Here is a 25,859-nt window from a genome sequence, read left to right on the forward strand (position 1 = left end):
ACCTATGACATAGCGTTAGCAGTGAGAATGCTATGTCTAAAATAGACAAGCCCATACTTATTGATTAAGTATGGGCTTGTTGTCATTATATAAGAGAGTAATTATAAGAGCACAATTACAAGAGCACAGTCACAAAGGATGTGATTGCTCTATCATTTATCCAGCAAAGGAGTGTTACTATGAATCAAATATCCCTCTCGACAGTCATACTGTCCTCTCGAAAGCCGCTACTAGCCTTAAGCATAAGCATGTTGGGTATCGCCAGCAGTCAGGCGAGGACTTACGATATCGACCCCACCCATACCAATGTACGCTTTGCTATTGACCATTTTAATACCTCTACCAACACAGGTGGCTTTTATAATATCACTGGGCAGCTAGATTATGATCCAGCGGCTAAGACCGGTAATATCTCGTTAGTAATTCCTCTGAATAGCCTAAATACAGGCAATACAGCATTTGATATCACACTAAAAAGCGCAGATTTTTTTGATATTGAGCAGTTTCCACTGGCGCAATTTGAGTCTACCAAATGGTATTTTACGACTGATGGTAGTGGCTCAAATGTCAGCAAGGTTGATGGTATGTTGACACTACATGGCAAGACTAATCCCATTACGCTGACGGCTACCAAGTTCAATTGCTACCTAAATCCAATATTAAAAAAACCAGTTTGCGGTGGGGATTTCACAACGACCATTGATCGAACGAAATGGGGCATCAGCAAATATACGCTATTGGGTATCACCGAAAAAGTTCAGCTGAACATTCAGATAGAAGCTGCAAAGCGCTAACACAATCAATAGAAAGCAATTTTCTATTTATACGTTTAACAAAAAGGCTGAGACTTAGAAAAGAAGTTTCGGCTTTTTTAATGAGAGAACCCTTAGATTCGTTAGTTTATCGAAATTTTCTTTATGCTTTCCTTAGCGTAGCTCATTTTTCTACATGCTTATTTTTTGCTCAATTATCCTATCGAGTAAGTCATAAAGTCTCTGCTATCCAATCTCATGTCATACCATAACCCATTAACATGAATTATATTCATCTTATATTTAAATAGTATCGTTTTTATTCATGTAATAGTTTAGGTATGATTCACCTCATACAAAAATTTGGTTTTATCTCAAATAATGAGAGTAGATTAGGGTAGCGGATTATCATGAGTAAAGAATTTAGTTGTGCAATTAAGCGCATTCGTTTTGATGAAAACTATCATCCTGCAAATAGCACGCGTCTGACGACGAACTTTGCGAATTTGGCGCGTGGCGAGCATCGTCAAGAGAACTTAAGCAAAACATTAAGAATGATCAATAATCGTTTTAATGCCTTGGCACATTGGGATAATCCCACCGCAGATCGTTATTCTGTTGAGGTTGATATTATTTCTGTCGACATGGATGTTGCAGGAAATGGCGATACTTTTCCTATCATCGAGATGCTGCAAACAACGATTGTGGATCATAAAGAAAACACCCGTATTGACGGTATGATTGGTAATAGTTTTTCATCTTATGTGCGCGATTATGACTTTAGCGTCGTCTTATTAGACCATTTCGATAAACATCCATCATCTGCGCCACCAGTAGATTTCGGTGACTTACATGGCAAACTGTTTCAGTATTTATTGAATTCAGAAGCTTACCAAGCTAATTTCACCAAGAAGCCTGTGATTTGCTTGAGTGTTTCCACCAGTAAAACCTATCAACGTACGACCAATCAGCACCCTGTATTGGGCGTTGAATACAAACAAGATGGCTGTTCTTTGAACAAAGGATCACTAACCGATGAGTACTTTTCCAAAATGGGCCTAACTGTTCGCTACTTTATGCCTACGGGTAGCGCCGCGCCATTAGCGTTTTATTTTGCGGGTGACTTGCTGAGCGATTATACCGATCTTGAGCTGATCAGTGCGATTAGTACCATGGAGACTTTTCAAAAAATCTACCGACCTGAGATTTATAATGCCAATTCGGCAGCGGGTCAAGTGTATCAACCGAGTTTGAAGTACCAAGATTACTCCCTAACGCAAATCGTCTATGATCGCGCAGAGCGTAGTCAGATGGCAGTGACACAAGGTAAGTTCACCGAAGAGCAGTTCATCAAGCCATACCAAACCATTCTCAATGAGTGGGCAGCAAGCTATGATGTGACAAGCAGCATTGCTCAAAAAGAAGCCGTTAAAAAAGCCGCGGCATAGCCAATATAAATGTAGCCGAAAAGTAGAATACAAATTAATAAGAAGATGAATCGTATGACAATATTATTACCGACACCAAAATTACTACCGACGTCTACCGCAGGCAGTTTACCGAAACCTTCTTGGCTTGCAGAACCTGAAAAAATCTGGTCACCATGGGCATTAGAAGGTGAGCAACTGCTTGAAGCCAAACAAGACGCGCTACGTTTGACATTGCAAGAACAAGTGCATGCAGGCATTTATATTGTCAGTGATGGCGAGCAAACTCGTCAGCATTTTGTGACCACCTTTATTGAACATCTGGATGGCGTCGATTTTGAGAAGCGCGAGACCGTGCGCATTCGTAATCGTTATGATGCCAGTGTGCCGTCAGTCGTGGGCGCGGTAAGCCGTCAAAAGCCAGTATTCGTTGAAGATGCTAAGTTTTTACGTGCGCAAACCGATCAGCCGATCAAATGGGCACTGCCTGGTCCGATGACCATGATTGATACCTTGTATGATGGTCATTATAAAAGCCGTGAAAAATTGGCGTGGGAATTTGCTAAAATCTTAAATCAAGAAGCCAGAGAATTAGAAGCGGCTGGGGTGGATATTATCCAATTCGATGAGCCTGCATTTAATGTGTTCTTTGATGACGTCAACGACTGGGGTATCGCTACGTTAGAGCGTGCTATTGAAGGTTTAAAGTGTGAAACGGCGGTGCATATCTGCTACGGCTATGGCATCAAAGCCAATACCGATTGGAAAAAGACACTGGGTTCAGAGTGGCGTCAATATGAGCAAGCATTCCCTAAGTTGCAACAGTCGAATATTGATATTGTCTCTTTAGAGTGTCAAAACTCACATGTACCGATGGATTTGATAGAACTCATTCGCGGTAAAAAAGTGATGATTGGTGCCATTGATGTGGCAACCAATACCATTGAAACCCCTGAAGAAGTGGCCAATACACTACGTAAAGCCTTGCAATTCGTTGATGCGGATAAACTGTATCCTTCTACTAACTGCGGCATGGCACCGCTATCGCGCCAAGTGGCACGAGGTAAGCTGCAAGCGTTAAGTGCAGGCGCAGCAATCGTGCGTCAAGAACTGACCGCTTAGGGTTCATTGACTAAACTGATGCAAGATTTAGCTTTTATAGGTTGGGTTTTTAACCCCGTCTATACTAGCTTGTTTAAACTCATGAGTGACCTCAGTTATCAATGAACTTAAAGATTTAAAATTTAGGAGTTAAGTCATGATTGAAGCCACCGATTTTAGAGATGGTATGTCTTTGTTAACAACAGCGGTCAATGTCATTACCACAGAAGGTAGCGCTGGTACTCATGGATTTACCGCATCTGCGGTGTGTAGCGTCACCGATACACCGCCAACATTGCTGGTTTGCATGAATCAGACATCTCGCTCACATGCCCATTTTATTGAAAATAAAACGTTAAGTGTCAATGTTTTAGGCGCACAGCACGAATCAATATCTAACGCTTTTGCCTCCAAATTGAGTTCACAAGAGCGATTTGAATATGGCTCTTGGTCACAACTCAAAACAGGCGCTCCCGTTTTAGAAGATGCATTGGTCAGTTTTGATTGTGAGATTGAGGACATTCAGCAAGTGGGCACGCACAGTGTTTTCATGTGCCGAGTGGTCGCCATTAGACAAAGTGAGCAAGAGGAGAGTTTGGTGTATTTTAATCGTGCTTATTCTCGGGTTGGTCAAGTGGATCAAGCAGAAATCGCCTAAGTTGGCTTTTTAACTGATTGATTGTCACTGAACTAAAATAACCATCGTACTAACTCTACATAAGAAGTAAATATCTCGTGGAATTAATCGTTTTTTTAATCATAGGCGCGCTAGCAGGATTTGCTGCGGGGCTATTTGGTGTGGGCGGTGGCACAATTATCGTGCCATTATTATTCATCGTCTTTACGCAAATGGGTTACAGCCCTGACAATATCATGCATTTGGCATTGGGGACGTCACTGGCGACCATCATTGTCACCTCTATCAGCTCGCTCATGGCACACAATAAAAAAGGCGCAGTCATGTGGCCTGTCTTTAAAAATCTGGCACCAGGCTTAGCGATTGGTTGCTTTTTAGGGGCAGGGATTGCAGGGCAGATATCTGGGCTGTATCTTCAGCTCATTGTTGGCGTATTTTTGCTTTGGGTCGCCTACAAGATGTTTTTCGGTGGCAAAAAACAGGTTACTAATCCTGCTACCAATTCTAGTAGTACCGACGATGCTAATACACAACTGCCTTCGAAACCTAAGCAATTAGCAGCAGGTGGGGTTATCGGTATCGCTTCTGCCATTTTCGGTATTGGCGGCGGTAGCTTAACCGTGCCTTATCTCACGCGTTATGGTCTAGTCATGCAAAAAGCCGTTGGCACCTCAGCAGCTTGTGGTCTACCGATTGCTATTGCTGGAGCATTAGGTTTTATGTTTTTTGGGATGCAGCAACGAATTGATGTGCCTAATACCATTGGCTTTGTACACATTTATGCCTTTTTAGGGATCAGCATCATGAGCTTTTTCACCGCCAAGCTAGGCGCGAAAGTTGCTCATATACTATCACCGCAATTATTGAAAAAATGCTTTGCGTTGTTATTAACGGTTGTAGGGTGTTACTTTCTGTATAAGGGATTGGTTTAAGTCTTTATATTGGCGCGTTTAAACTGCAACATTTAGATCGTTCAAAAGTTTATTTTGAGTGGTTCTCTTATATCAGTCTGCTTTAAGTGGTCTATTAATGGGTCTAAATGGTGAAGTAACTGGTTCTGTTGGGGTATACTCTTTTGTTTTTCAAAATGGCCTTTGGAAAAAGAAAATCATTTGTCCTAGAGTCTGACAACACGTTAGATGTGAGTAGCACAAGTGCTGGTAGGTTGTTCAAAGAAGGTTTGCTAACCTCCCTTTCTAACCCAAAACCTATCTTATTTTTTATGGCTGTATTTCCGCAATTTATCGATACTGAGCAAACCTATCTTTCTCAATTTCTGATTTTAGCTTCAGCTTTTTGCCTCTTGGTCTTACTAATCCATTTTTGCTACGCAGAAGCATTTGCTTTAGCCAGTCGGTATCTATGGAAAGCTCAAGATAACCTATAGTTAATTACAAAAATAGGCGGTGCAGCATTAATGCTCATTGCCGTTCTATTGTTTGTAAGTGTAGTACTCACTCTCTAAAAGCATCCTATGGTTAATACGAGATTGTCATAAAATTTTTTTAAATATAATAATCAGCCATAACTTCCTAGGCCAACTACATGACTCCTATATACACTGCATTGGCTGTACTGGTTACTTTTATTTGGGGTGTGAACTTTACTTTTATTGCATGGGGGCTTGAAAGCTTTCCACCGCTAATGCTCACCGCCCTGCGTTTTTTCTTTACCGCTGTGCCACTGGTTTTCTTTCTGAAGCCGCCCAAATTTAACCGTACATTACTTATCTATGCTATCGGTACGTTTGTCATGCAGTATGCTTTTGTATTCACTGCCATGCACTTAGGGGCATCAGCAGGATTGACGGCACTATTGCTACAAATTCAAATTTTTATTACCGTATTGTTGGCGTATTTTATACTGGGTGAGGCAGTGAGTCGCATGCAAATCATCGGTATGCTGGTCGGTGTGCTAGGGCTTAGCGTCATCGCGTTGAACCTTGGTGGTGATATGCCTCTGGCTGGGTTTGTCTGTATCTTGATTGCGGCCATAGGCTGGAGTTTTGGTAACATTGCTTCAAAACAGGCGTCAACACAAGCGACGCAGCAAGGATCAGACGGGGCTATTATTCCGTCTAATACTGAAAGGAATAAGGCATCCGCGTTGTCTGCTCTCGCTCTCGTGGTTTGGGGTGGTCTGATCGCTTGCGTGATTTTAACTCTATCTTCTCTCATATTTGAGACCGAGGCATGGCAGCTGGCGACGTTTAACGAGGCATCGCTTAAGTCTTGGTTATCACTTGGGTTTATCGTGTATGTCTCAACGCTGATAGGCTTTGGACTGTGGGCGCATCTGCTTAGTCAAAATACGGCTTCTAAGGTTATGCCGTTTGCTCTATTGGTGCCAGTATTCGGTATGACAACCTCAGTGCTGCTTACAGGAGAGGTCGTGACATGGTGGAAGATGCTGGCAATGATATTGATATTGTCGGGGTTGGTGCTAGCGAATATAAAAATGAAACTGGGAAGAAAGCGCCAGCCAATATGATGTTAGCTGTTCTTATTCCTATAACAGCGCTTACGGTAAATAAAAATAAAAATCCAAAAGCTCATAGCCGAAAGTTCAAGTCCTCACTAGGATACCGAACCTTCGTATCTAGCATCAGTATGTCGACTTCTTTGATATGACTATCTAAGATAAAACCTACACTGTTTAATCTTTAGCGCTGTCTACCCAAGAAAACTCTTCTAAGATACGCATCCATTGGTCGTCTAATTTAGCTTTTAGCAATAACGGCTCACCAGTGACAGGATGGCTGAGCGCTAAAGTCTGAGCATGCAGCAGCATGCGCGTACAATCATAGCGAGTACGAAAAAATCGTGTATGCCGTATATCACCGTGGCTGGTATCACCCACGATATGATGGAATACATGTCGCATGTGCCGACGCAGCTGATGCTTACGCCCAGTCTCGGGTGTCAAGCGCACAAGACTATAGCGGCTCGTGTCATGCTTTTTTGATACGGCAAATGGTAGCTCGATTTGTGCCAAACTTTGCCAATGGGTCACCGCCTCTTGAGCGGGTTTGTCCAAATCAGTAAACTTATCGGCGATGGCATCGGGTTGAAAGCTCAACGCATAATCAACGGTGCCTTGTTCTGACATATAGCCGCGCACCACGGCTAAATACTGCTTGGTAACTTTGTGTTCAGTAAAAGCCTCGCCAAGGCTGCGCGCCACGGCTGAGCTCTTGGCAAACAATAATACGCCCGATGTGGGCTTGTCTAACCTATGCACCGGAAATACATGACAACCTACCGCATCACGGGTGAGCTGCATGGCAAAGCGCGTCTCGCCTTTATCCAGCCAACTGCGATGCACCAATAGACCAGCCTCTTTATTAATTGCCACCAGAAATTCATCTTCATAGATTATTTCTATTTGATTAGTGATTTGATTGGCGGTGCCGCTTTCGATATCCATGTTCTCATTGTCCATACTGTAGATACAGTAATTATATAAGTGATTGAATTATATAGATTACTGATATTTTTCTATTTCGTTATTCACAAAAAAATCCTTCGCTATCTTATTCGTACCAGATAGCGAAGGACTCGGTGTAAAAAGCAGCTGATTAATAATAATATTGTTAAAATCAAATACTTATATTACTCAACAGTCACTGATTTTGCGAGGTTACGTGGCTGATCGACGTCTGTGCCGCGCATTACGGCGACATGATATGACAATAGCTGTACGGGTACGCTATAGACGATAGGGGCAAGCGTTTCACAAACATCGGGCACATAGACCACATGTAATCTGTCTTCTGCGACCATTTGACTAGATTCACTGGCAAAAACGAACAGCTCACCATGACGCGCGTGTACTTCTTGCATGTTGGCTTTTAGCTTATCAAACATGCTGTCTTTTGGCGCTAGTACGACGATGGGCATGTCTTTATCGACCAATGCCAATGGACCGTGTTTCAGCTCGCCTGCTGCATAGCCTTCAGCGTGGATATAAGAGATTTCTTTCAGCTTTAACGCGCCTTCTAGCGCTATTGGAAACTGTAGACCTCGACCTAAGAACAAGCAGCTCTTTTTATACTCAAAATGCTCACTCATGGCTTTGATAGGCGCATCGAGGTTTAAGCTGGCATGTAGTTGACCACGTAGCTCTTGTAATTGACCAAGCAAGGTACTCAGGTTTTCGCCAGTCATGCGCTCCTGAACGACACCCACTTTTAAGACCAATAGCATTAAAGCGGCGAGCTGAGTGGTGAATGCTTTGGTAGAAGCAACACCAATCTCGGGACCAGCAAGCGTTGGTAAAAAGATATCCGTCTCACGTACCAAAGATGATGTTGGTACATTACATAAGGCTAAGCTAACTAGACCTACTGGCGTGTGCTTTTGAATATCACGTAGCGCCGATAACGTGTCTGCCGTTTCGCCAGATTGAGAAATACAAATGACAAGCGTGTTGTCGATGACAACAGGATTGCGATAGCGAAATTCGCTAGCGACTTCCACGGAACAAGGCACACGAATAAGGCTCTCAAACCAATATTTTGCGACCAAGCCTGAGTGATAACTGGTACCACAAGCGATGACTTGGACATGCTTAATGCCTTTTAATTGCGCTTCATGACGCTGTAAAAAATCATCGCGCAGCTTAGACGGCTCATCGCTATCTACAGCCATCTCAACAGTACGGGCGACCGCGTCTGGCTGCTCATAGATTTCTTTGAGCATATAATGCTTAAACTCACCTTTATCCGCATTGTGCTGTGCCGCATCAATTTCATGTATCTGACGTTTTACTTCGACACCATCGGCATAAACCTGAATGCTACTGCGCGTCAATTTGGCGATATCACCTTCTTCTAGGTACATAAAGCGATTGGTGACCGGTAGTAGGGCTAATTGATCAGAAGCAATAAAATTCTCACCGATACCCACACCAATCACTAGTGGAGAGCCTAAACGAACAGTAATCAGCTCTTCTGGGCAGTCGATATGTAGAATACCAAGGGCAAATGCGCCATGTAATAACGGAATAACCGCACGAACCGCTTCTAGTAAATCAGGCGTTGTTTTGTAGATATCATTGATTAGATGAGCAACGACTTCGGTATCGGTCTGCGACGTAAATACGTAACCTTTAGCAATCAATTCTTCTTTTAACTCGGCATAGTTTTCAACGATACCATTATGTACTACAGCAATCTTGCCCGATACATGCGGATGGGCATTACGCTGTGCCGGCTCGCCATGGGTTGCCCAACGTGTATGCGCAATACCAATATGACCATCGAAAAATTCAGGATTAACTGCCACAGCATCGACCAATGCTTGCACTTTACCCACTTGGCGCTCGCGATGGAGTTCGCCATCACGAATGACGGTCAGACCGGCAGAATCATAACCACGGTATTCTAGACGCTTAAGACCCTCAAGTAAGATATTAGCGATATTACGCTCAGCGACTGCTCCAACGATTCCACACATAACTATTCCTTAAATTCGATGTTTCATGTTTTGATTTTTAAAGGCTTCAATGTTTCAATGCTTAACCGCTCAAATACTTTGAGAGGCGATAATGTTCAGTCAATAAATAATAGAAGTTCATACTGGCAGAGCTTTTATACTAACAATTTTGACGTTATAAATATAAGGAAGCAGCATCACAAAAATTGTCATGCTGCTTAGTATTACTTCAATAGACATTAGTCAAAATGCTTGTGATTGACCATTGCTATTCTGACTTTTTGGTCGGACGCTGAAAGTCGTTTTTCTGAGTTTGTCGTGCCCGTCCAAAGGCTAATGCTTTACTGTCGACGTCTTTAGTAATCACTGAACCTGCGGCAACCGTAGCGGTATCACCAATAGTCACAGGTGCCACTAAACTTGAATTCGAGCCAATGAAGGCATTGTCTTCGATAATGGTTTGTGATTTATTGACACCATCATAATTACAAGTAATGACGCCTGCGCCGACATTAACATCTGTACCAATGGTCGTATCACCGATATAACTCAAGTGATTAACCTTGCTGCCATGACCGACCGTTGATTTTTTAATCTCGACGAAATTACCAATTTTACTATTATCAGACAGTACGGTTTCAGGACGCAAATGGGCGAAAGGACCGACATCAACACCTGCCCCAATCTCAGCGCGATCAATCACGCAATAAGGTTTTATGTGGCAGGCATTACCAATGTGGGCGTTTTTGATGACACAGCCCGCTTCAATATAAACATTGTCACCTAAGACACAATCACCCTCGAATACCACACCCACATCGACAAACACATCTTGACCCGCAGTTAAGGTGCCGCGAATATCAACGCGACTTGGATCAGCAAACTGCACGCCCGCTTCTTGCAAGTCGGCAACCAGTTTGCCTTGCCAAGTGCGCTCTAAGCTAGCGAGCTGTTGGCGGTTATTGACGCCTTCAATCTCAAAGGTATGCTCAGGCTCAATCGCGACAATATTAATGCCTTCAGCGACTGCCATTTTGACAATATCCGTCAGATAGTATTCTTGCTGCGCATTGTCATTAGACAGCTTTGGCAGGTATTTATGTAATAACGCATTATCGACGCAGTAAATACCGCTATTAATCTCTTGGATTTTCTGCTCATCGGCGCTCGCATCTTTTTGCTCGACGATGGCTTCGATGTTGCCGTCTTTGTCACGTTTGATACGACCGAGACCAAAAGGATTATCTACGGTCAATGTCAACATCGACATGCCCTCGGTGTTAGCCACTTGTAGCGTTGCTAATGTCTGGCAGCTGACTAATGGCACATCACCATAGAGAATCAGGCTTTGCCCTTCTTTGGGTAATTCCGACAGGGTCACTTTTACCGCATGTCCAGTACCTAATTGCTCAGTCTGAGCAACCCAAGTAATAGGCAGATGCGCATATTGAGCATTGATATCTGCTTGGACTTGCTCGCCACCAAAACCATGAACAATAATAGTGTCGTCAACCGTTAATTGATGACAAGTATCAAGGACATGACCCAATAACGACTTACCAGCCAATGTCTGTAGCACTTTTGGCTTAGCCGACTGCATACGCGTGCCTTTGCCTGCAGCGAGGATAATTACCGAAAGAGGAGATGTCATAATAGCCTACAAATGTAACAAAATATAGGGTTGGATTATAGCGTAAATAGCTATTTAACCAAAACGCTATGTCGTGACATCTTTGTAACTTACGTTGCTTGTCATGGGCTTACCATTTACTGGTGGCTTGCTGATAAATTGGCTATCGTCACAAACGCATTACTAAAAAAGTGGGAGAGTCAAAAAATGATGGACTATAAACGACAATCGGTTATGAAAGACCGTCGCTTATATAAAGCGAGGCTAATTTAACAGCTAAAGGATGGTGGTATAAATAATGATCCAGACGGCTGCTGCCATGACCCCTGCGATGATGTCATCAAGCATGATACCTAGGCCGCCCGCGACTTTTTTATCTGCCCAGCCAATCGGTGGTGGCTTAATAATGTCAAAAAAGCGGAACAATATAAAGGCGATAATAATGACAACAATAGAAGAGATTTGAGCGATATTTTGCCAAAAATTACCGTCAGCGATACCCATATAAGATAGCGGCAGTAGGGTAAGCCACATGCCTGCCCATTCATCCCAGACGATATGCGGGTTATCATGACCACCCATTAGCTCTGAGGTACGACCGCATATCCAACTACCAATCACACAAGAGAGAATGGTAATAATCAAAAATGGCACGAATCCTAAGCTTAGCAATGGTATCGCGATGATTAAGCCACCAACCGTGCCCCAAGTACCGGGTGCACGGCGAGGCAGACCACTACCCAAACCCAACCCAAGCCAATAAACTATGCGGTCAAGCATATTGGCATCGGCGGGTAGAGGCGGGCAGTCATTGGCTTTACGGATATCAGGCTTAGATAGGTTGTGATCAATCATGGGTTAACCTGCAAAATGTTGGTAACCCGTCAGATTGGGCCAAGTAGTAAAGGGGGCGGGATGGGCAGGTGTGATTGGCTGTCCTTGATAAAAAAGCTCTGGTCGTAAATTTTTGATAGCATCTGGCTCATTTACGGCTATGACTTCGCCGATATAGGTAACAGGCGTGTTGCTACTGTCATTGACAGGTGGTTCAATATGAGCAGGCAAAGTAAAAGCCAATTCATAATCATCACCGCCAGCCAGCTGGCACAACAAGCGCTCAGTTAACTCAGCGTTTACCAATGCTTTACTAGTAGGTAGCTGATCAAGATGAATGCGCATACTAACGCTGCTTTGTTGGCAGATATGTCCAATATCTTGATACAGACCATCAGAGATATCTATCATTGCCGTCGCACCAATTTTTGCCAATGCTGAACCCAGTGCAATACGTGGCGTTGGCATATGTAGACGATGCGCAAGCTCAATACCGATAGCATTGTCAGGATTTTGTAGCGCATAAGCGGCATCGCCAAGCGTGCCTGAGACATAAAGTTTGTCGCCAACTTGCGCGCCTGAACGGTAGACGGCTGGCGTCTCTTTGGTGAGTAACCCTTGCGCGCTGACACTAAGCACTAAATTGTCGCTGCGCGTGGTATCACCACCAATCAGCGTCACCCCAAATAGCTGGCAAGCATGAAATAAGCCTTTAGCAAATTCACTTAACCAGCGCTCATTTGCCAAGCGCTGAGGTAAGGCTAACGCCAGTAGAATACTATGCGGAGTTGCACCCATAGCCGCAATATCTGAGACGTTCACTGCCACGGCTTTATAACCGATGGTAAATGCCAGATTATTTACTTGCTCCCAGTCAGCGCTAAAATGTCGACCTTGAACCAGCGTATCAATACAGCTGACCAAGCGCGCGCCTGCAGGCAAGCTCATCACCGCGGCATCATCACCAATGCCTTTTTCGATAATGCCTTTGTCAACACTGCTAGACAATGACTGCGCAGCTTGCATTTGGGAGAATATACGCTCAATCAGCTCAAACTCATTCATGATTAGTCTTTGCTGTCTGCATCAGTGCGGTCTGTTTCAATCGCTTTTTTGCTCGCTTTAAAGTCACTAATATTGGCAGTAGCTTTACTAGCACTATTGCGTTTGACGGTAGCATTATTGGCGCTAATACGAGGCTTGTTTGAGGCAGTTGATTTTTCTTCAATGGCAGCTGTATCAGCACTACCTTCTATATCAGCGTTATCGTCAGCATTGCTATCCGCTTTTATTACAGGTTTAGCAGCCGCTTTTTGTGAGGTGCGTAAATTGGCTTTGCTATCTGCTTCTACTTCAATAGCACGTAGCTCTACCGCCATTTTATCAAGGACGGCATTAATCAATTTATGCGCATCAGTAGCGCCAAAGTGATTATTCAGCTTCATCGCTTCATCAAGTACCACTTTATAAGGAATCTCTAAGCGGTTTTGTAGCTCGTAAGCACCAATCAAAAGAATAGCGTGTTCAACGGTGTCCAATTTATCGATTTCACGGTCAAGATGCTGAGAGATAAGGACATCTAGCGCCTCGATCTGCTCTGGGATATCGCGCATCATTTCATGATAGTAGCCAATATGTACAGTATGCATGGCATTGGTCGCGCGTGTACGAGCAGCAATATCGTGCGGGGCATTGGCTTTCCAACCAAGCTTGCCATCGATATCAAAACGGCGGTCAGTAACCAGCCATTCATATAGACCTTGCATAGCAAAGCGGCGTGCCTTACGAATAGCAGTGTGACTGGTCTTATAAGAAGACTCACTCATATCAAAGGTTTGATCGCCCGCACTGCTGCTCGCGATGCGCGTGGCTTCAGCTTGTTGGTCATTAACTTGTGCGGTTTGTGCAGCGCTAATAGCGCGCTTGAGTTGGTCAGTCATAAGGGGTCTATACCTAGTTTTTGAGATAATAAGTTTAAAAATAAAATGTTAAATAGTGGTCGACTCGCAAATGTTGCTAGTCAGTCTTGGAGATGGATGTTCGATAATCATTTAAAATATTAATGCTAATGCTATTGTAAAGTGCTGAGGGCTATCGTTGTAACCATAGCCCCATTTCAAACAATAAATAATAATTTTATACTCACAAATGCGGCTAACAGTGAATGCAATTAAGCGTCTTCGCTGCCATCATCAATGTCTAACTGTGATAACACAGCAAGCATTTCTAGTACAACCATCGCTGCTTCTGAACCTTTATTACCCGCTTTAGTACCAGCACGCTCAATCGCTTGCTCGATGCTGTCAGTAGTCAATACGCCGTTTGCTACTGGAATATTATAGTCAATGGCAACACTGCTTAAACCTTTAGCAGATTCGCTTGCGACAAAGTCAAAATGCGGCGTGCTACCACGGATAATCGCACCCAAAGCAACGATAGCGTCAAAGCGATCAGACTCAGCAGCGCGCTGTGCAATCAATGGCAACTCAAATGCACCCGGGACACGAATCACAGTGATGTTACTGCCCAATACGCCATGACGAAGCAATGCATCAATCGCGCCATCAACCAACGACTCAACGACAAAACCGTTAAAACGACCTACGACGATACCGATACGCACGTCTTCGTTTTGATGTAAGTTACCATCGATATGGGTCACGTCATTGCGTTGCTGTTGTAAATTTGACATAAAAAATCCTTTGCCGAATAGGCTATTAATAGAAGTATAAGAATATAAGTATTAGGAATCTAAATATATTGCTAGGTTCAAGTAGTTTATTCAATAGGTTAATTATCCATTAAATAAACAGTTAAATGAACGAAAATCAAATGATAATAAGCAGTTAGCGCTATGATAACATTTTTTGCTGTTAGATTTGTATTTTACCAATGTCTTACAAACGCATTTGTATCCCTTGCGCTGCCATATATTCTTTGGCTTCTTGAACAGTATACTCACCAAAGTGAAAAATACTGGCAGCAAGAACGGCATCGACGCCGCCTTCTAATACCCCTTCGGCTAAATGTTGTAAATTACCGACGCCACCTGAAGCGATCACAGGTACATTCACACGACTGGTAATTTGCTTCATGAGTGCCAAATCATAGCCTTTTTTGGTACCATCACCATCCATCGAGGTCACCAATAACTCACCAGCACCAAGCTCAGCCATTTTGCTTGCCCAAGCGAGCGCATCAATACCCGTTGGCTTACGACCACCGTGAGTAAATATTTCCCAACGCGGCATGATGATGCCATCAACCTCAATATTAGCGACGCGCTTGGCATCGATAGCAACCACAATACATTGATTACCAAATTTTTGCGCCGCTTCACCAACGAACTCAGGAGTAAATACCGCTGCTGAGTTAATCGCCACTTTATCGGCGCCCGCATTGAGCAAATTACGAATATCGGCAATCTTACGCACACCGCCGCCGACGGTTAACGGCACAAATACCGTTTCTGCCATGCGCTCAACCGTATGATACGTCGTATCACGCTCGTCATTGGTTGCCGTAATGTCCAAAAAAGTAATCTCATCAGCGCCTTGTTCATTGTAGCGTTTTGCTACTTCGACAGGATCGCCTGCGTCTTTAATATCGACAAATTGTACGCCTTTGACCACACGGCCATTATCAACGTCCAAACAAGGAATGATACGCTTTGCTAACATAGGGACTTTCGCCTTATAATCAATTCATTCTATAAGCGCTAGTCTAGCAAAATCACCGCCATCTCAGGCAGGTTTTCGCAAGATTAATGTGCTTTTAAGCAAAGTTTATCTATAAGCGGTGCAATCGTTGCCATCACCGTCGATATTTATCCTATCTACCTTTTTTTAATTGCCATAAGTGAGATGTCATGTCCGTCTATACCCAGTTAACCGATGACCAGTTTGCCGCTTTTTGCCAACGTTTTGGCGTGTCATTTGCACGTGCCATTCCGATTACCCAAGGTATCAAAAACTCTAACTGGTTTATTCAGACGACTGACGATGTGGATGGCGCACACTCTTATGTATTTACGCTATTTGAAGAGCGTCCACCAGAAGACATCGAAAAAATGGCGGTTATCCTTAATCAATTGGATGGTAACTTACCGGTCGCTGCGCCGTTATCATTGCTTGATTTAGGCGCTGATAGCGCAGAAAAATGCTATGTCATACGCTATGACAATAAAGCGATTACCTTAGTGCCATGTCTAGCAGGCTCGCATCCACAGCAGACGACGCAAGCGATGTGTCATGAAATTGGGGCCGCTTTAGCGATGCTGCATGAGACATTGCAAGCACTACAACCTGCGGAAGAATATGGCGTGCCTTTATACCCATGGAGCGAGGTGCGCGATCGTGAAAGGCAGTTTATGCCAGCTGACGAAGCCAAATTGATGAGTGATATTTGGCAGTCTTATACGGATTTGCCGCTTGCCACTTTGCCAAAAGGCTTATGTCATTTAGACATGTTTGCCGATAACACGCTATGGAACTTATCGTTAAATAATAGCCAAAAAAGTGAAGCGCGTCTGACTGGGTTGTTAGACTTTACTGAAGTTAGCGTCGAGCACTATGTGATGGATATTGCCATTACGATTAATGACTTTTGTACCACGTGGGGTATGGCTGAACAAGGCGAGTCGGTGAATTTTGACCGCAGTAAAATGGCGGCTTTCTTACAAGGCTATGAGTCGAAACGCATGCTCGGTGAAGATGAAAAACGCGCCTTACCAGTGATGCTCGCAAAAGCGGCTGTGATTTTTTGGCTATTACGTCTCAATGTTATTCACTATAACCGTACCGAAGGACGTACGGGCGATAATATCATGGTCAAAAATCCTGACCTGATGAAACGCCTTGCCGCTTATCATTGGTCACATGTTGAAAAGGCGCAAAATACAGTTTTTATATTGTTAGCTAATCAATCCGCGGCGCAAAAAAACACTCAGCTAATCGGTGTTTTTAGCAGTATCACCCAAGCTGAGCAAGCACGTGATAAATTAAGTAATAGCAGTGAGTTCGTAATCAAAGAATATACGATCGACCAATTAGCATAGATTGTTATTGTTCGACCATTCCTGTATCAAAACCATAAAGGCGGATCCCATGACCGATCAAGTTGATAACTGGCACAAACTGGCACGCTACGATACCAATATGCAAGGCGAGCTGCATGCCAATCTGCTGCGTAATAACGGTATTACGGTGTCTCTGCAACCGCTGAGCGCAATGCCCGGTATGAATTCTGGGATTGTGCTGTGGATACAGGATACTGATTTGGCGCATGCGCAACGTATCTTGGCGAATATTGACACCGATGGGGCAACGCCTTATGAGATGTTTGATGAAGTGTCAGAAACTGATCCAAATTCTACTTTAAATTCTGCAAAAGACGACAACAACGGCGGTGAAGTATAAATGTGTCAACTCTTAGGAATGAACTGTAATACCCCAACCGATATTGGTTTTAGCTTTGCAGGGTTTCGCCGTCGCGGCGGCATGACAGACAGTCATGAAGATGGCTTTGGAATTGCGTTTTTCGAGCGTAGTGAATGCGATTCGGGTAATGCCTCGACCGGACTGCGCTTGTTTCATGACAATCATCCGAGCCATTTATCGCCCGTTGCTGATTTGGTCAATAACTATCCAATTAAAGCGATGAATGTTATCGCACATATTCGTAAAGCAACCCAAGGTCAGAATTGTTTGGCGAATACCCATCCTTTTGTCCGTGAAGTCTGGGGCGAGCAGTGGGTATTTGCGCATAATGGACAGATGAATAGCGAATTTATTAAACGCTGCCAGCGCCTGCAAGAAAATGGTAATGCCTCACATTGTCAGCCAGTCGGTTCAACCGATTCTGAGATTGCTTTTTGCTACCTTGTTAATCGTTTAAAAAGTAGCTTTAAAACTCGCCCTGATGACCAAACGCTGTTTAACTTTTTGACCACTCAATGTCGTTATTTATCCGCCAATGGGTTGTTTAATTGCTTGATATCAAATGGTAGCTGGCAATTGGCTTATGCGGGGAGTTTATTGTTTTATCTCACGCGTCAAGCGCCGTTTGGCGAAGCAAAATTGGCAGATGATGATTTGGCCATTAACTTTGGCGATGTGACGACAGATACGGATAAAGTTACTATCTTAGTCACTGTTCCGCTCACTGAAAATGAGAAATGGCAGCAGTTGGCCGTCAATGAGTGCTTAATATTCCAAGATGGTGATGTTATTTATAAAGACAGCCCAAGCCAGCGAAAATTTTTGACGATTGATGAAGGCATTGCGGTGGCACGAGCGGTTGGGGCGAGTGTTTAGGGGGTGATATGAACCATGATGAGCTTTTAGAGTTACTCGATACTCTTATTGAATGTTGGGAAAATGAAGTTGTCGAATTTAAGCGCGGTAAAAGAGAGTTCTCTTTATCTGATATCGGGAAGTATTTCTCAGCTATATCTAACGAAGCCAATTTGCGAGGGCAAAGTTTTGGCTGGCTAGTATTTGGTATTGATGATAAAACCCGACAAGTTATTGGCACAGACTACAAAGCTAAGAGTTCTGAACGTATACAATCAGTGAGTCAGCAGATTTCTCAAGATACGCAACCAACAATTACATTTAGAAATATTTTTGAATTGCAACATCCTAAAGGGGGTGTTGTTTTGTTTCAAATTCCAGCAGCACCTAAAGGTTCGCCAATATCTTACAACGGGCATTACTACGCTAGAGCTGGTGAAAGCTTAGTAGCACTAGGATTGGATAAGTTAAATGAGATTAATCAACAAGAAAAATGGATAGATTGGTCAGCACAAATAGTATCAGAAGCGACTATAAATGACCTAGATCCCGATGCATTAAATAAAGCAAAGCAAGGTTTTGCTAGAAAAATGGGTCAAAGGCTTGAAAATGAAACAGTGCTTGAGCTAGACGATTTAGATTTTCTAAACAAAGCTAGATTAACTGAAAATGGCAAAATTACTAGATCTACACTTTTACTTCTTGGAAAACCAGAGTCAGCTAGATTTCTTTCACCGCACCCTGCGGCTATGGTATGGAGCTTAGAAGTGGAAGAAAGAGCTTACGAACACTTCTATCCACCTTTTTTATTAACATCAACACAGCTATACCAGAAGATACGTAACTTCCAAATAAGAATTTTACCTGATGATGAGCTCATTCCTGTTGAAATCGATAAATATAATCAACGTGTCGTTTTAGAAGCTTTGCATAACTGTATAGCCCATCAGGACTATACTAAAAACTCTAGAATTATCGTGTCTGAAAAAATAGATCGTTTAATCTTTGAAAGTGAAGGAAGCTTTTTCGAAGGCAAACCTGTGGATTATGTAACAGAAGAGAGAAGACCAAAAAAGTATCGTAATTATAAGCTTGCGCAAGCTATGGTTCAGCTCAATATGATTGACACGATGGGTTATGGAATCCATGAAATGTACGAAAAACAAGCGAAGCGCTATCTGCCGTTACCTGATTACGATTTGACTATGCCACAGGCTGTTAAGTTAATTATATATGGTGATGTTGTAGACCCTGCATATAGCAAGTTATTAATTAAAAACACAGATTTATCAATAATGGAAATTATAGCTTTAGATAGAGTTCAAAAAGGTCAGAATATTTCTAAGGGTATGGCTAGAGAGTTACAACGTAAGAACCTTATCGAGGGACGAAGACCGAACTACTATGTATCATCATCAGTAGCAGAAGCCACTAACAAAAAAGCTAAATATATACGTAATAGAATTCAAGATGATACTTTTTATATGCAACTTATTTTAGACTATATAGACAAATATGAATGTGCTACAAGGCCTGATATCGACAGTTTGCTAATACCAACACTTAGTGAAGTTCTTGATGAAAAACAGAAAATCACTAAAATAGGTCATTTATTAACTAAACTTAGAAAAATAGAAAAAATAGAAAACGTTGGAGCAGGCAGGAATTCTAAGTGGGTTATGAAGTGAGAGAAGCATTTTAATTGAGAGAGCTTTGAGAGAGAAAAAGCCTATTTGAGAGAGAGAGAGAAATGCTATTTTTTTTAAAGCATTGATATATATAGCTTTCAAGAAACCAGTGATTATAAGTAAGCTAATGATTTGAGAGAGAAACATCAAAAAATGAGAGAGAAACTACCCCAAATAACTGCCACAACACCGCTTAAACTTCTCACCCGACCCGCAAATACACGGCTGCTTTTGCGTCACAGACATTGAAACAGTCGGATCCAAAAAATACCAGCGTACATCATTATTGATTTTGTCTGTCACCTTCACAAAGGCAGACAATTCATGATGCGCCTGCACTTTCTCTTCTAAAGTACTTGCATTATTAGTTGGTTTGAAATAAGCCTTAAACTCAACTTGCGCATGGCGTTTGCCTAGCTTTGGCGTGTAAGCTACGATTTCTAATCCTGCCCAATTCGTCTCTTTTGCCCACGATTCAATCGCCTCTATATCTAGCAAGTCTTGCTGCGCGGGTAGAGTAGTCTTGACGATATATTCCGGAATAACCAAGACAAAGGCACTATAACGCGACCGCATGAGACGTTCGGCTGTCTCCGCTTTTATACCCTCTGCTTTGCCAACCTCACCATTATAAATAGCATCATTATAAACAGCCTCATGATAAGGCTGACAGCAATCTTTATACAGTAGTGGTGAGCTGATAGCGCTTGATGATGGATGAATTTGGCAAGGGCAAACGTGTAGATTAGGTTGCATGTTTTATTCTCATTTTCGCTTGGGTTTTACTGCTTTACCGTATCTTTATCGCAGCATGCTTTTTATTAGTTCTGGCAATATGCCAACTTTTAGCTGTGCCCATGGTGCTGGGTCGCGCAGCTGCTGCCAAAACGCATCAAACGGCGGGGCAAAATAGACCAACATGGCGAGCAGTGTATATAGCAATAAATACCACCACTTATCTTTAGGCTGATAAAACTTCATCGCTGTACCTGATGAGCGCTTCATTTTCATATTCGATAAGTTAACACTATATAGCTCGTCCAATGTCAAATGCACTAGCGCTCCACCGAATAAAAATAAACCGTAAAACCAGCTTGCCGTTAATGGGAGGTGCAAAACGTAGTAGCTTAAATAAGTCAGCCCCAAACCCAAAATTGCCATATAAGGCACGGAGTGAATCACGCCGCGATGCACGGTCATGTTGGTAAAAATAGAGAAAACCACATAACGCATAAAGCCGTAGCCTGCCAGCCATAATGCAATCAGGGCGAGCAAACTCAGCTCACTGCGCCAATGCATGACCAAACCAAAGGCAAAAATAAACGAAGTAATATTAAACCCAAGTTTAATCGGTGTGGAGTTGTCAGAATCCAAATCGGGAAGTAGCCCACCGATGGTGCCGAGCGCCACGCAAACTAAAAACCCCGAGTCATCAATCAATCCCGCTTTATAAACTGTCAAACTGAGTGTACCACTGACCATAAATGCAACATTCAGGTGGGTGTTAAAATTTGCCATAAAAACTCATCAATAAGTAGCGCGCGAAACGATTGTTTCGAGGCGTTTGCCTAGCGGTAAAAAAGCGCACCATAATAGCATAGCGCAGCCAAACGTCTAATAGATAAGGCTCGTATGCCGCGACTGGTTTACCCATTACCTTTGATTCTAATATTTCTTTGGAAAATATATTGATACTTAATAATAGAACGTTAAACCCTTGTTACGTTTACGATTATGCCACGATTTGACAACGTCTAGACGTTAACAAAGCGCCGCCGTTTTGTTATGGTAAAAGAACGTTATTGTTAAGTCCTAAAGAGTCACTTAGCTATTTTGTTAACTCAAATTTATATTGTATTGTGTCAAATAATAATGATTTTGAATACAACTCGTACAATCATCTATCTAGCCACCAATCCTCAGCATAAACCTATAACCGTTTGGGCTTAGGATTTATAACAACGATAAGGAAGCTACCATGAGTGATATTTTTAATGTAAAAGACACCATTTCGGTCGCGGGCAAGGAACATGCCTATTACAGTTTGCCAAAGCTGACCGAAACTTTTGAGCACATCAGCAAATTGCCATTTTGTATGAAAATCGTCTTAGAAAACCTATTACGTAATGAAGATGATGGTCAATCTGTCGGCAAAAACCATATCGAAGCCGTTGCCAACTGGGATGCAGGTGCAGAAGCGTCGAAAGAGATCGCCTTTATGCCAGCCCGTGTAGTCTTGCAAGATTTCACTGGTGTGCCGTCAGTTGTCGACTTGGCAGCCATGCGTGATGCCGTGGTTGAGCTTGGCGGTAAAGCTGAGCAAATTAACCCCTTTATCCCCAGTGAATTGGTCGTTGACCATTCGGTACAGGTCGACGCTTATGGCCGCGAAGATGCACTAGACTTGAACGAAAGAATTGAATTTAAACGTAACAATGAACGTTATGAATTCCTGCATTGGGGTCGTAATGCGTTTAAAAACTTTGTGGTCGTACCACCAGCGACGGGTATTGTGCATCAGGTTAACCTTGAATACTTAGCTCGTGTTGTAATGGCTGCTGATGTCAATGTTGATGGTAAAAGTGAGCTGACGGCTTATCCTGATACGGTATTTGGTACTGACAGCCACACGACGATGATTAATGGTATTGGCGTGCTTGGTTGGGGCGTGGGCGGTATTGAAGCGGAAGCGGCAATGCTTGGCCAACCGTCATCGATGCTGATTCCACAAGTGGTCGGCTTTGAGCTAAAAGGTAAACTCACTGAAGGCGTTACGGCGACGGATTTGGTATTGCGTGTGGTTGAAATGCTAAGAGCGCATGGCGTGGTTGGTAAGTTTGTCGAATTCTATGGCGAAGGTTTACATAGTATGCCGCTTGCTGATAGGGCAACAATTGCCAATATGTCGCCAGAATATGGTGCAACCTGTGGTATTTTCCCGATTGACCAAATGGCGATTGATTATTTGCGTCTATCAGGTCGTGAAGAAAGCCAGATTGAGTTGGTCGAAAAGTATGCTAAGGCGCAAGGATTATGGCACGATGCCGATACCCCAGCGGCAACTTATTCAAGTAAGTTAGAGCTCGATTTATCATCGGTACAACCGGCACTTGCCGGTCCGAATTTGCCACAGCAGCGTATCAATCTATCTGATATGCACGAAAAATTTGGCGAAACTTTAGAAAAAATGACCAAAGACCGCAAATCAGAAGTCGAAGGCAAGGTACGCTTTGATGAAGAAGGCGGCGAGCAAGAGCAAGCGGATAGACTCTATGCTAAGCCTAATGTTTGCTCTGACGTCAATATCGATGATAAGAGCCATAAATTGCGTGATGGTTCAGTCGTCATCGCAGCGATTACCTCATGTACCAATACCTCAAACCCTGCAGTGATGATTGGCGCGGGATTAGTGGCGAAAAAAGCCGCTGCAAAAGGTCTAAAAGCCAAGCCTTGGGTCAAAACTTCATTAGCTCCCGGTTCGAAAGTCGTCACCGATTATCTTGAAAAATCTAAGTTAATGGACGAGCTTGAAAAAACAGGCTTCTATTTAGTGGGTTATGGTTGTACCACTTGTATTGGTAACTCAGGACCGCTCTTAGAGTCGATTGAAAAAGGTATCGAAGAAAAAGACTTAGTCGCTGCTGCCGTGTTGTCAGGTAACCGTAACTTTGAAGGTCGTATCCACTCGCACGTAAAAGCCAGTTATTTGGCGTCACCACCACTCGTAGTTGCTTATGCGCTGGCAGGTACGGTTGATATTGACTTAACGACGCAGCCGTTAGGACAAGATCAAGATGGCAAAGATGTCTTCTTAAAAGATATTTGGCCAACGTCAGATGAGATCAATGAGCTGATTGCCAATAATATCGATGCGGATATGTTCCGCAAAAACTACGGTGAAGTGTTTGACGGTAGTGCTGCATGGAACGCTATTAGCTCAGCCGATAGCCAGCTGTATCCGTGGAGCGAAGCGTCTACTTATATCAAAAACCCGCCGTTCTTTGATGGTATGACCATGGAGCCAGAAGGTATTCCTGATATCGAAGGCGCACGTATCTTGGGTCTGTTCGGCGATTCAATCACCACTGACCATATCTCACCAGCCGGTAATATCGATCCAGATTCGCCAGCAGGTAAGTACTTGCAAGCGCGCGGTGTGATGCAAGCCGACTTCAATAGCTATGGCTCACGCCGTGGTAATGATGCAGTCATGACACGTGGTACTTTCGCCAATATCCGTATCAAAAATACCATGATGGCTGGCAAAGAGGGTGGCTATACTTATTACTTCAAAGGCGATAGCGCCACGCTTCAAGACGGCGAAGAAATGGCCATCTATGATGCGGCAATGAAGTATAAAGAAGACAAGCGTCCGCTCGTGGTACTTGGCGGCGCAGAATATGGTTCTGGCTCTAGCCGTGACTGGGCAGCGAAGGGTACGATTTTGCTTGGCGTAAAAGCAGTATTGACTAGCTCGTTCGAACGTATTCACCGCTCAAACCTCGTCGGTATGGGTGTGTTGCCATTGACCTTTAAAGACGGTGAAAATGCTGATACCTATAAACTGGACGGCTCAGAAGTGCTTAGTATTACAGGTCTAGATAATGGCGAAAGTAAGACCGCCAAAGTCACGGCCACACGTGCCGATGGTTCGTCTGAGAGCTTTGATGTCAATGTGATGCTCCAGACGCCAAAAGAGCGCGAGTACGTGCGTCACGGCGGCGTATTGCACTATGTGCTACGTCAGTTAGCTGCTGAGAGCAAAAACGCAGCGTAATAGTCAATTGAGCTTAGAATGATAAAAAGCCCAATCCCAGTCAAAGTAGGGATTGGGCTTTTTTATTATCTGGGAAAAGGGAAACACGTATCTGCAAATCTATTTCAATGAACTATCTAAAGTTTTCATTCCAGCTCTCCTTAAATATTTTATTTAAGAATGCTTCTTTATTGATACTGCCGTCATTGTTTAAGCAGGTCTTATCGACAAAAAGATAATTCGTCCAACTGATATCAGGAGACAGTTCATTGATTTCATTTACGATATCAACTTCACTAATTTCAGAGAAATCTCTAATAACAAGTTTTTGTGCCAACTCTAAAATGCGACTTTTTGTTTTATACTCATGAGAATTTGGATACTCAGAAATTTTATCAAAAAATTTCTCATAATGGATACTTAAGTCTTCGTTTACATATTCATCACTCCAGAATATATAGTCACTCCAAAATGGGTCAGGAGACAGTTTGTCTAGTTCACGCTTTATTGCTACTTGCCTTGACTCTGAGCATGGAGTATTAATTAACTCTTCAAGTAATAAAGTGATTTTTTGCTTAGTATCATCGTTCATTATTATTTCCTCTGCTATTGATTCCAATGGTTTCAACCTTTCTCAGTCAACAGCCTAATTCCCAAGCTAATAAATACCACACCGCTTATCTTGTTTAAAATGGCTTCGATAGAGGGCTTTTTTCTCAGGTTTTCACTGAATTTTGACGCCAATAATGCTAAGCATAAGCACCATATAAAGCCAGTGACAGCAAAGGTCAGTCCTAAAATGACGAACGACACCATGCTATAAGCATAACTGGCATCGATAAACTGAGGGAAGAACGCCAAAAAGAATAATGCAACTTTTGGATTAAAGGTATTGGTGAGCACACCTTGCTTATATATTTGCCAGTGATCTAAAGGCTGAACGGGCTTTGGCTTCTCGTCATCCTGCAAACTCGCGGCTATCAAAGGCGGTTGTTTACTTATGAGCATTTTGACGCCTAGATAGCACAAATAGCTGGCACCAATATATTTTACGAGCATAAATGCCGTGGGGGAGTTAGCCAGCAACACGGACAATCCTAGCGAAGCCAGTAGCGTATGCACCAGAATGCCTGAAGTAATACCCAACACAGAATAAAACCCTGCCGTTTGCCCCTGCGAAATACTACGGGTAATGATGTACATGCTATCCGTGCCTGGGGTCAGGTTTAACAAGATAGCTGCCATGATAAACCCTAGATAGTTCTCAATCCCGAACATGGTTAAAACTTCCTTGTGTTAAGCCTAA

The 25,859-nt window shown here is 43.0% G+C and carries 24 protein-coding genes; 12 read left to right on the forward strand and 12 right to left on the reverse strand.

The features are described 5' to 3' along the window. The first annotated feature begins 179 nt into the window (after positions 1 to 179). From ACP7AE_RS09645 to ACP7AE_RS09675, 7 genes are all read left to right on the forward strand, one after another. Positions 180 to 794, forward strand: a complete 615-nt coding sequence (locus tag ACP7AE_RS09645; protein WP_426242780.1) for a YceI family protein — start codon at positions 180 to 182, stop codon at positions 792 to 794. A gap of 368 nt (positions 795 to 1,162) precedes the next feature. Beyond that, positions 1,163 to 2,200 carry a DUF1852 domain-containing protein gene (locus ACP7AE_RS09650; RefSeq protein WP_426242782.1) on the forward strand — a complete coding sequence of 346 codons (1,038 nt, stop codon included), beginning with the start codon at positions 1,163 to 1,165 and terminating at the stop codon, positions 2,198 to 2,200. Between the two features lie 54 nt (positions 2,201 to 2,254). After that, positions 2,255 to 3,301, forward strand: coding sequence for a methionine synthase (locus ACP7AE_RS09655; protein ID WP_426242784.1), 1,047 nt, complete (start codon positions 2,255 to 2,257; stop codon positions 3,299 to 3,301). Positions 3,302 to 3,437: 136 nt separating this feature from the next. After that, positions 3,438 to 3,938, forward strand: coding sequence for a flavin reductase (locus tag ACP7AE_RS09660; protein ID WP_045452339.1), 501 nt, complete (start codon positions 3,438 to 3,440; stop codon positions 3,936 to 3,938). Positions 3,939 to 4,015: 77 nt separating this feature from the next. Beyond that, on the forward strand, positions 4,016 to 4,849 hold the full coding sequence (locus ACP7AE_RS09665) for a sulfite exporter TauE/SafE family protein (RefSeq protein WP_426242786.1): 834 nt from the start codon (positions 4,016 to 4,018) through the stop codon (positions 4,847 to 4,849). 155 nt (positions 4,850 to 5,004) lie between these two features. Then, the gene (locus ACP7AE_RS09670) at positions 5,005 to 5,304 is read left to right on the forward strand and encodes a LysE family translocator (protein ID WP_201540515.1); all 300 of its coding nucleotides are present in this window, start codon (positions 5,005 to 5,007) and stop codon (positions 5,302 to 5,304) included. A 158-nt stretch (positions 5,305 to 5,462) separates the two neighbouring features. Then, a complete protein-coding gene (locus tag ACP7AE_RS09675; protein WP_109592026.1) occupies positions 5,463 to 6,407 on the forward strand; it encodes an EamA family transporter in 945 nt (314 codons plus the stop codon). Positions 6,408 to 6,572: 165 nt separating this feature from the next. Here ACP7AE_RS09675 and truC read toward each other — a convergent pair whose 3' ends face one another. The 8 genes from truC to hisF all read right to left on the reverse strand — a co-directional run bounded on the left by truC (position 6,573) and on the right by hisF (position 15,496). Further along, positions 6,573 to 7,343: a tRNA pseudouridine(65) synthase TruC gene (truC, locus tag ACP7AE_RS09680; protein WP_426242789.1), complete on the reverse strand. Its 771-nt coding sequence runs from the start codon at positions 7,341 to 7,343 to the stop codon at positions 6,573 to 6,575. Positions 7,344 to 7,528: 185 nt separating this feature from the next. Further along, complete coding sequence (gene glmS, locus ACP7AE_RS09685; RefSeq protein ID WP_426242791.1) at positions 7,529 to 9,373, reverse strand: glutamine--fructose-6-phosphate transaminase (isomerizing); 1,845 nt, start codon at positions 9,371 to 9,373, stop codon at positions 7,529 to 7,531. A gap of 247 nt (positions 9,374 to 9,620) precedes the next feature. After that, positions 9,621 to 11,003 (reverse strand): bifunctional UDP-N-acetylglucosamine diphosphorylase/glucosamine-1-phosphate N-acetyltransferase GlmU, encoded by a 1,383-nt coding sequence (gene glmU, locus ACP7AE_RS09690; protein ID WP_426242793.1) that lies wholly within the window; start codon positions 11,001 to 11,003, stop codon positions 9,621 to 9,623. Positions 11,004 to 11,258: 255 nt separating this feature from the next. Beyond that, complete coding sequence (locus ACP7AE_RS09695; protein ID WP_201540531.1) at positions 11,259 to 11,837, reverse strand: phosphatidylglycerophosphatase A family protein; 579 nt, start codon at positions 11,835 to 11,837, stop codon at positions 11,259 to 11,261. Between the two features lie 3 nt (positions 11,838 to 11,840). Next, positions 11,841 to 12,881, reverse strand: a complete 1,041-nt coding sequence (thiL, locus tag ACP7AE_RS09700) for a thiamine-phosphate kinase (RefSeq protein ID WP_201540532.1) — start codon at positions 12,879 to 12,881, stop codon at positions 11,841 to 11,843. A gap of 2 nt (positions 12,882 to 12,883) precedes the next feature. Then, a complete protein-coding gene (gene nusB / locus ACP7AE_RS09705) occupies positions 12,884 to 13,756 on the reverse strand; it encodes a transcription antitermination factor NusB (RefSeq protein ID WP_426242795.1) in 873 nt (290 codons plus the stop codon). Between the two features lie 230 nt (positions 13,757 to 13,986). Beyond that, positions 13,987 to 14,508, reverse strand: a complete 522-nt coding sequence (ribH, locus tag ACP7AE_RS09710; RefSeq protein WP_201540533.1) for a 6,7-dimethyl-8-ribityllumazine synthase — start codon at positions 14,506 to 14,508, stop codon at positions 13,987 to 13,989. A 205-nt stretch (positions 14,509 to 14,713) separates the two neighbouring features. Next, positions 14,714 to 15,496: an imidazole glycerol phosphate synthase subunit HisF gene (gene hisF / locus ACP7AE_RS09715; RefSeq protein WP_201540534.1), complete on the reverse strand. Its 783-nt coding sequence runs from the start codon at positions 15,494 to 15,496 to the stop codon at positions 14,714 to 14,716. Positions 15,497 to 15,684: 188 nt separating this feature from the next. Here hisF and ACP7AE_RS09720 point away from each other — a divergent pair, with 188 nt between their 5' ends. From ACP7AE_RS09720 to ACP7AE_RS09735, 4 genes are read left to right on the forward strand one after another with little or no spacing between them, the layout of a single operon-like run. After that, a complete protein-coding gene (locus ACP7AE_RS09720) occupies positions 15,685 to 16,872 on the forward strand; it encodes a homoserine kinase (RefSeq protein ID WP_426242798.1) in 1,188 nt (395 codons plus the stop codon). A gap of 49 nt (positions 16,873 to 16,921) precedes the next feature. Beyond that, the gene (locus ACP7AE_RS09725; protein ID WP_426242800.1) at positions 16,922 to 17,233 is read left to right on the forward strand and encodes a hypothetical protein; all 312 of its coding nucleotides are present in this window, start codon (positions 16,922 to 16,924) and stop codon (positions 17,231 to 17,233) included. Further along, positions 17,234 to 18,130, forward strand: a complete 897-nt coding sequence (locus ACP7AE_RS09730; protein WP_426242802.1) for a class II glutamine amidotransferase — start codon at positions 17,234 to 17,236, stop codon at positions 18,128 to 18,130. A gap of 8 nt (positions 18,131 to 18,138) precedes the next feature. After that, positions 18,139 to 19,797: an RNA-binding domain-containing protein gene (locus tag ACP7AE_RS09735; RefSeq protein ID WP_426242804.1), complete on the forward strand. Its 1,659-nt coding sequence runs from the start codon at positions 18,139 to 18,141 to the stop codon at positions 19,795 to 19,797. Positions 19,798 to 19,962: 165 nt separating this feature from the next. Here the strand turns inward: ACP7AE_RS09735 and ACP7AE_RS09740 are convergent, their stop codons facing one another. Both ACP7AE_RS09740 and ACP7AE_RS09745 read right to left on the reverse strand, forming a co-directional pair. Then, positions 19,963 to 20,553: a YchJ family protein gene (locus tag ACP7AE_RS09740; protein WP_426242806.1), complete on the reverse strand. Its 591-nt coding sequence runs from the start codon at positions 20,551 to 20,553 to the stop codon at positions 19,963 to 19,965. 45 nt (positions 20,554 to 20,598) lie between these two features. Then, the gene (locus ACP7AE_RS09745; RefSeq protein ID WP_193007540.1) at positions 20,599 to 21,315 is read right to left on the reverse strand and encodes a metal-dependent hydrolase; all 717 of its coding nucleotides are present in this window, start codon (positions 21,313 to 21,315) and stop codon (positions 20,599 to 20,601) included. Positions 21,316 to 21,775: 460 nt separating this feature from the next. Here ACP7AE_RS09745 and acnA point away from each other — a divergent pair, with 460 nt between their 5' ends. Continuing rightward, positions 21,776 to 24,574 carry an aconitate hydratase AcnA gene (gene acnA / locus ACP7AE_RS09750; RefSeq protein ID WP_426242808.1) on the forward strand — a complete coding sequence of 933 codons (2,799 nt, stop codon included), beginning with the start codon at positions 21,776 to 21,778 and terminating at the stop codon, positions 24,572 to 24,574. 112 nt (positions 24,575 to 24,686) lie between these two features. On the opposite strand, the gene ACP7AE_RS09755 is transcribed toward acnA, so the two are convergent. Both ACP7AE_RS09755 and ACP7AE_RS09760 read right to left on the reverse strand, forming a co-directional pair. Next, a complete protein-coding gene (locus ACP7AE_RS09755; RefSeq protein ID WP_201540542.1) occupies positions 24,687 to 25,145 on the reverse strand; it encodes a hypothetical protein in 459 nt (152 codons plus the stop codon). A gap of 32 nt (positions 25,146 to 25,177) precedes the next feature. Further along, positions 25,178 to 25,831, reverse strand: a complete 654-nt coding sequence (locus ACP7AE_RS09760; protein ID WP_201540543.1) for a LysE family translocator — start codon at positions 25,829 to 25,831, stop codon at positions 25,178 to 25,180. Between the last annotated feature and the right edge of the window lie 28 nt (positions 25,832 to 25,859).

The organism is Psychrobacter sp. TWP2-1-2 (genome assembly GCF_049896785.1).
Lineage (GTDB): Bacteria > Pseudomonadota > Gammaproteobacteria > Pseudomonadales > Moraxellaceae > Psychrobacter.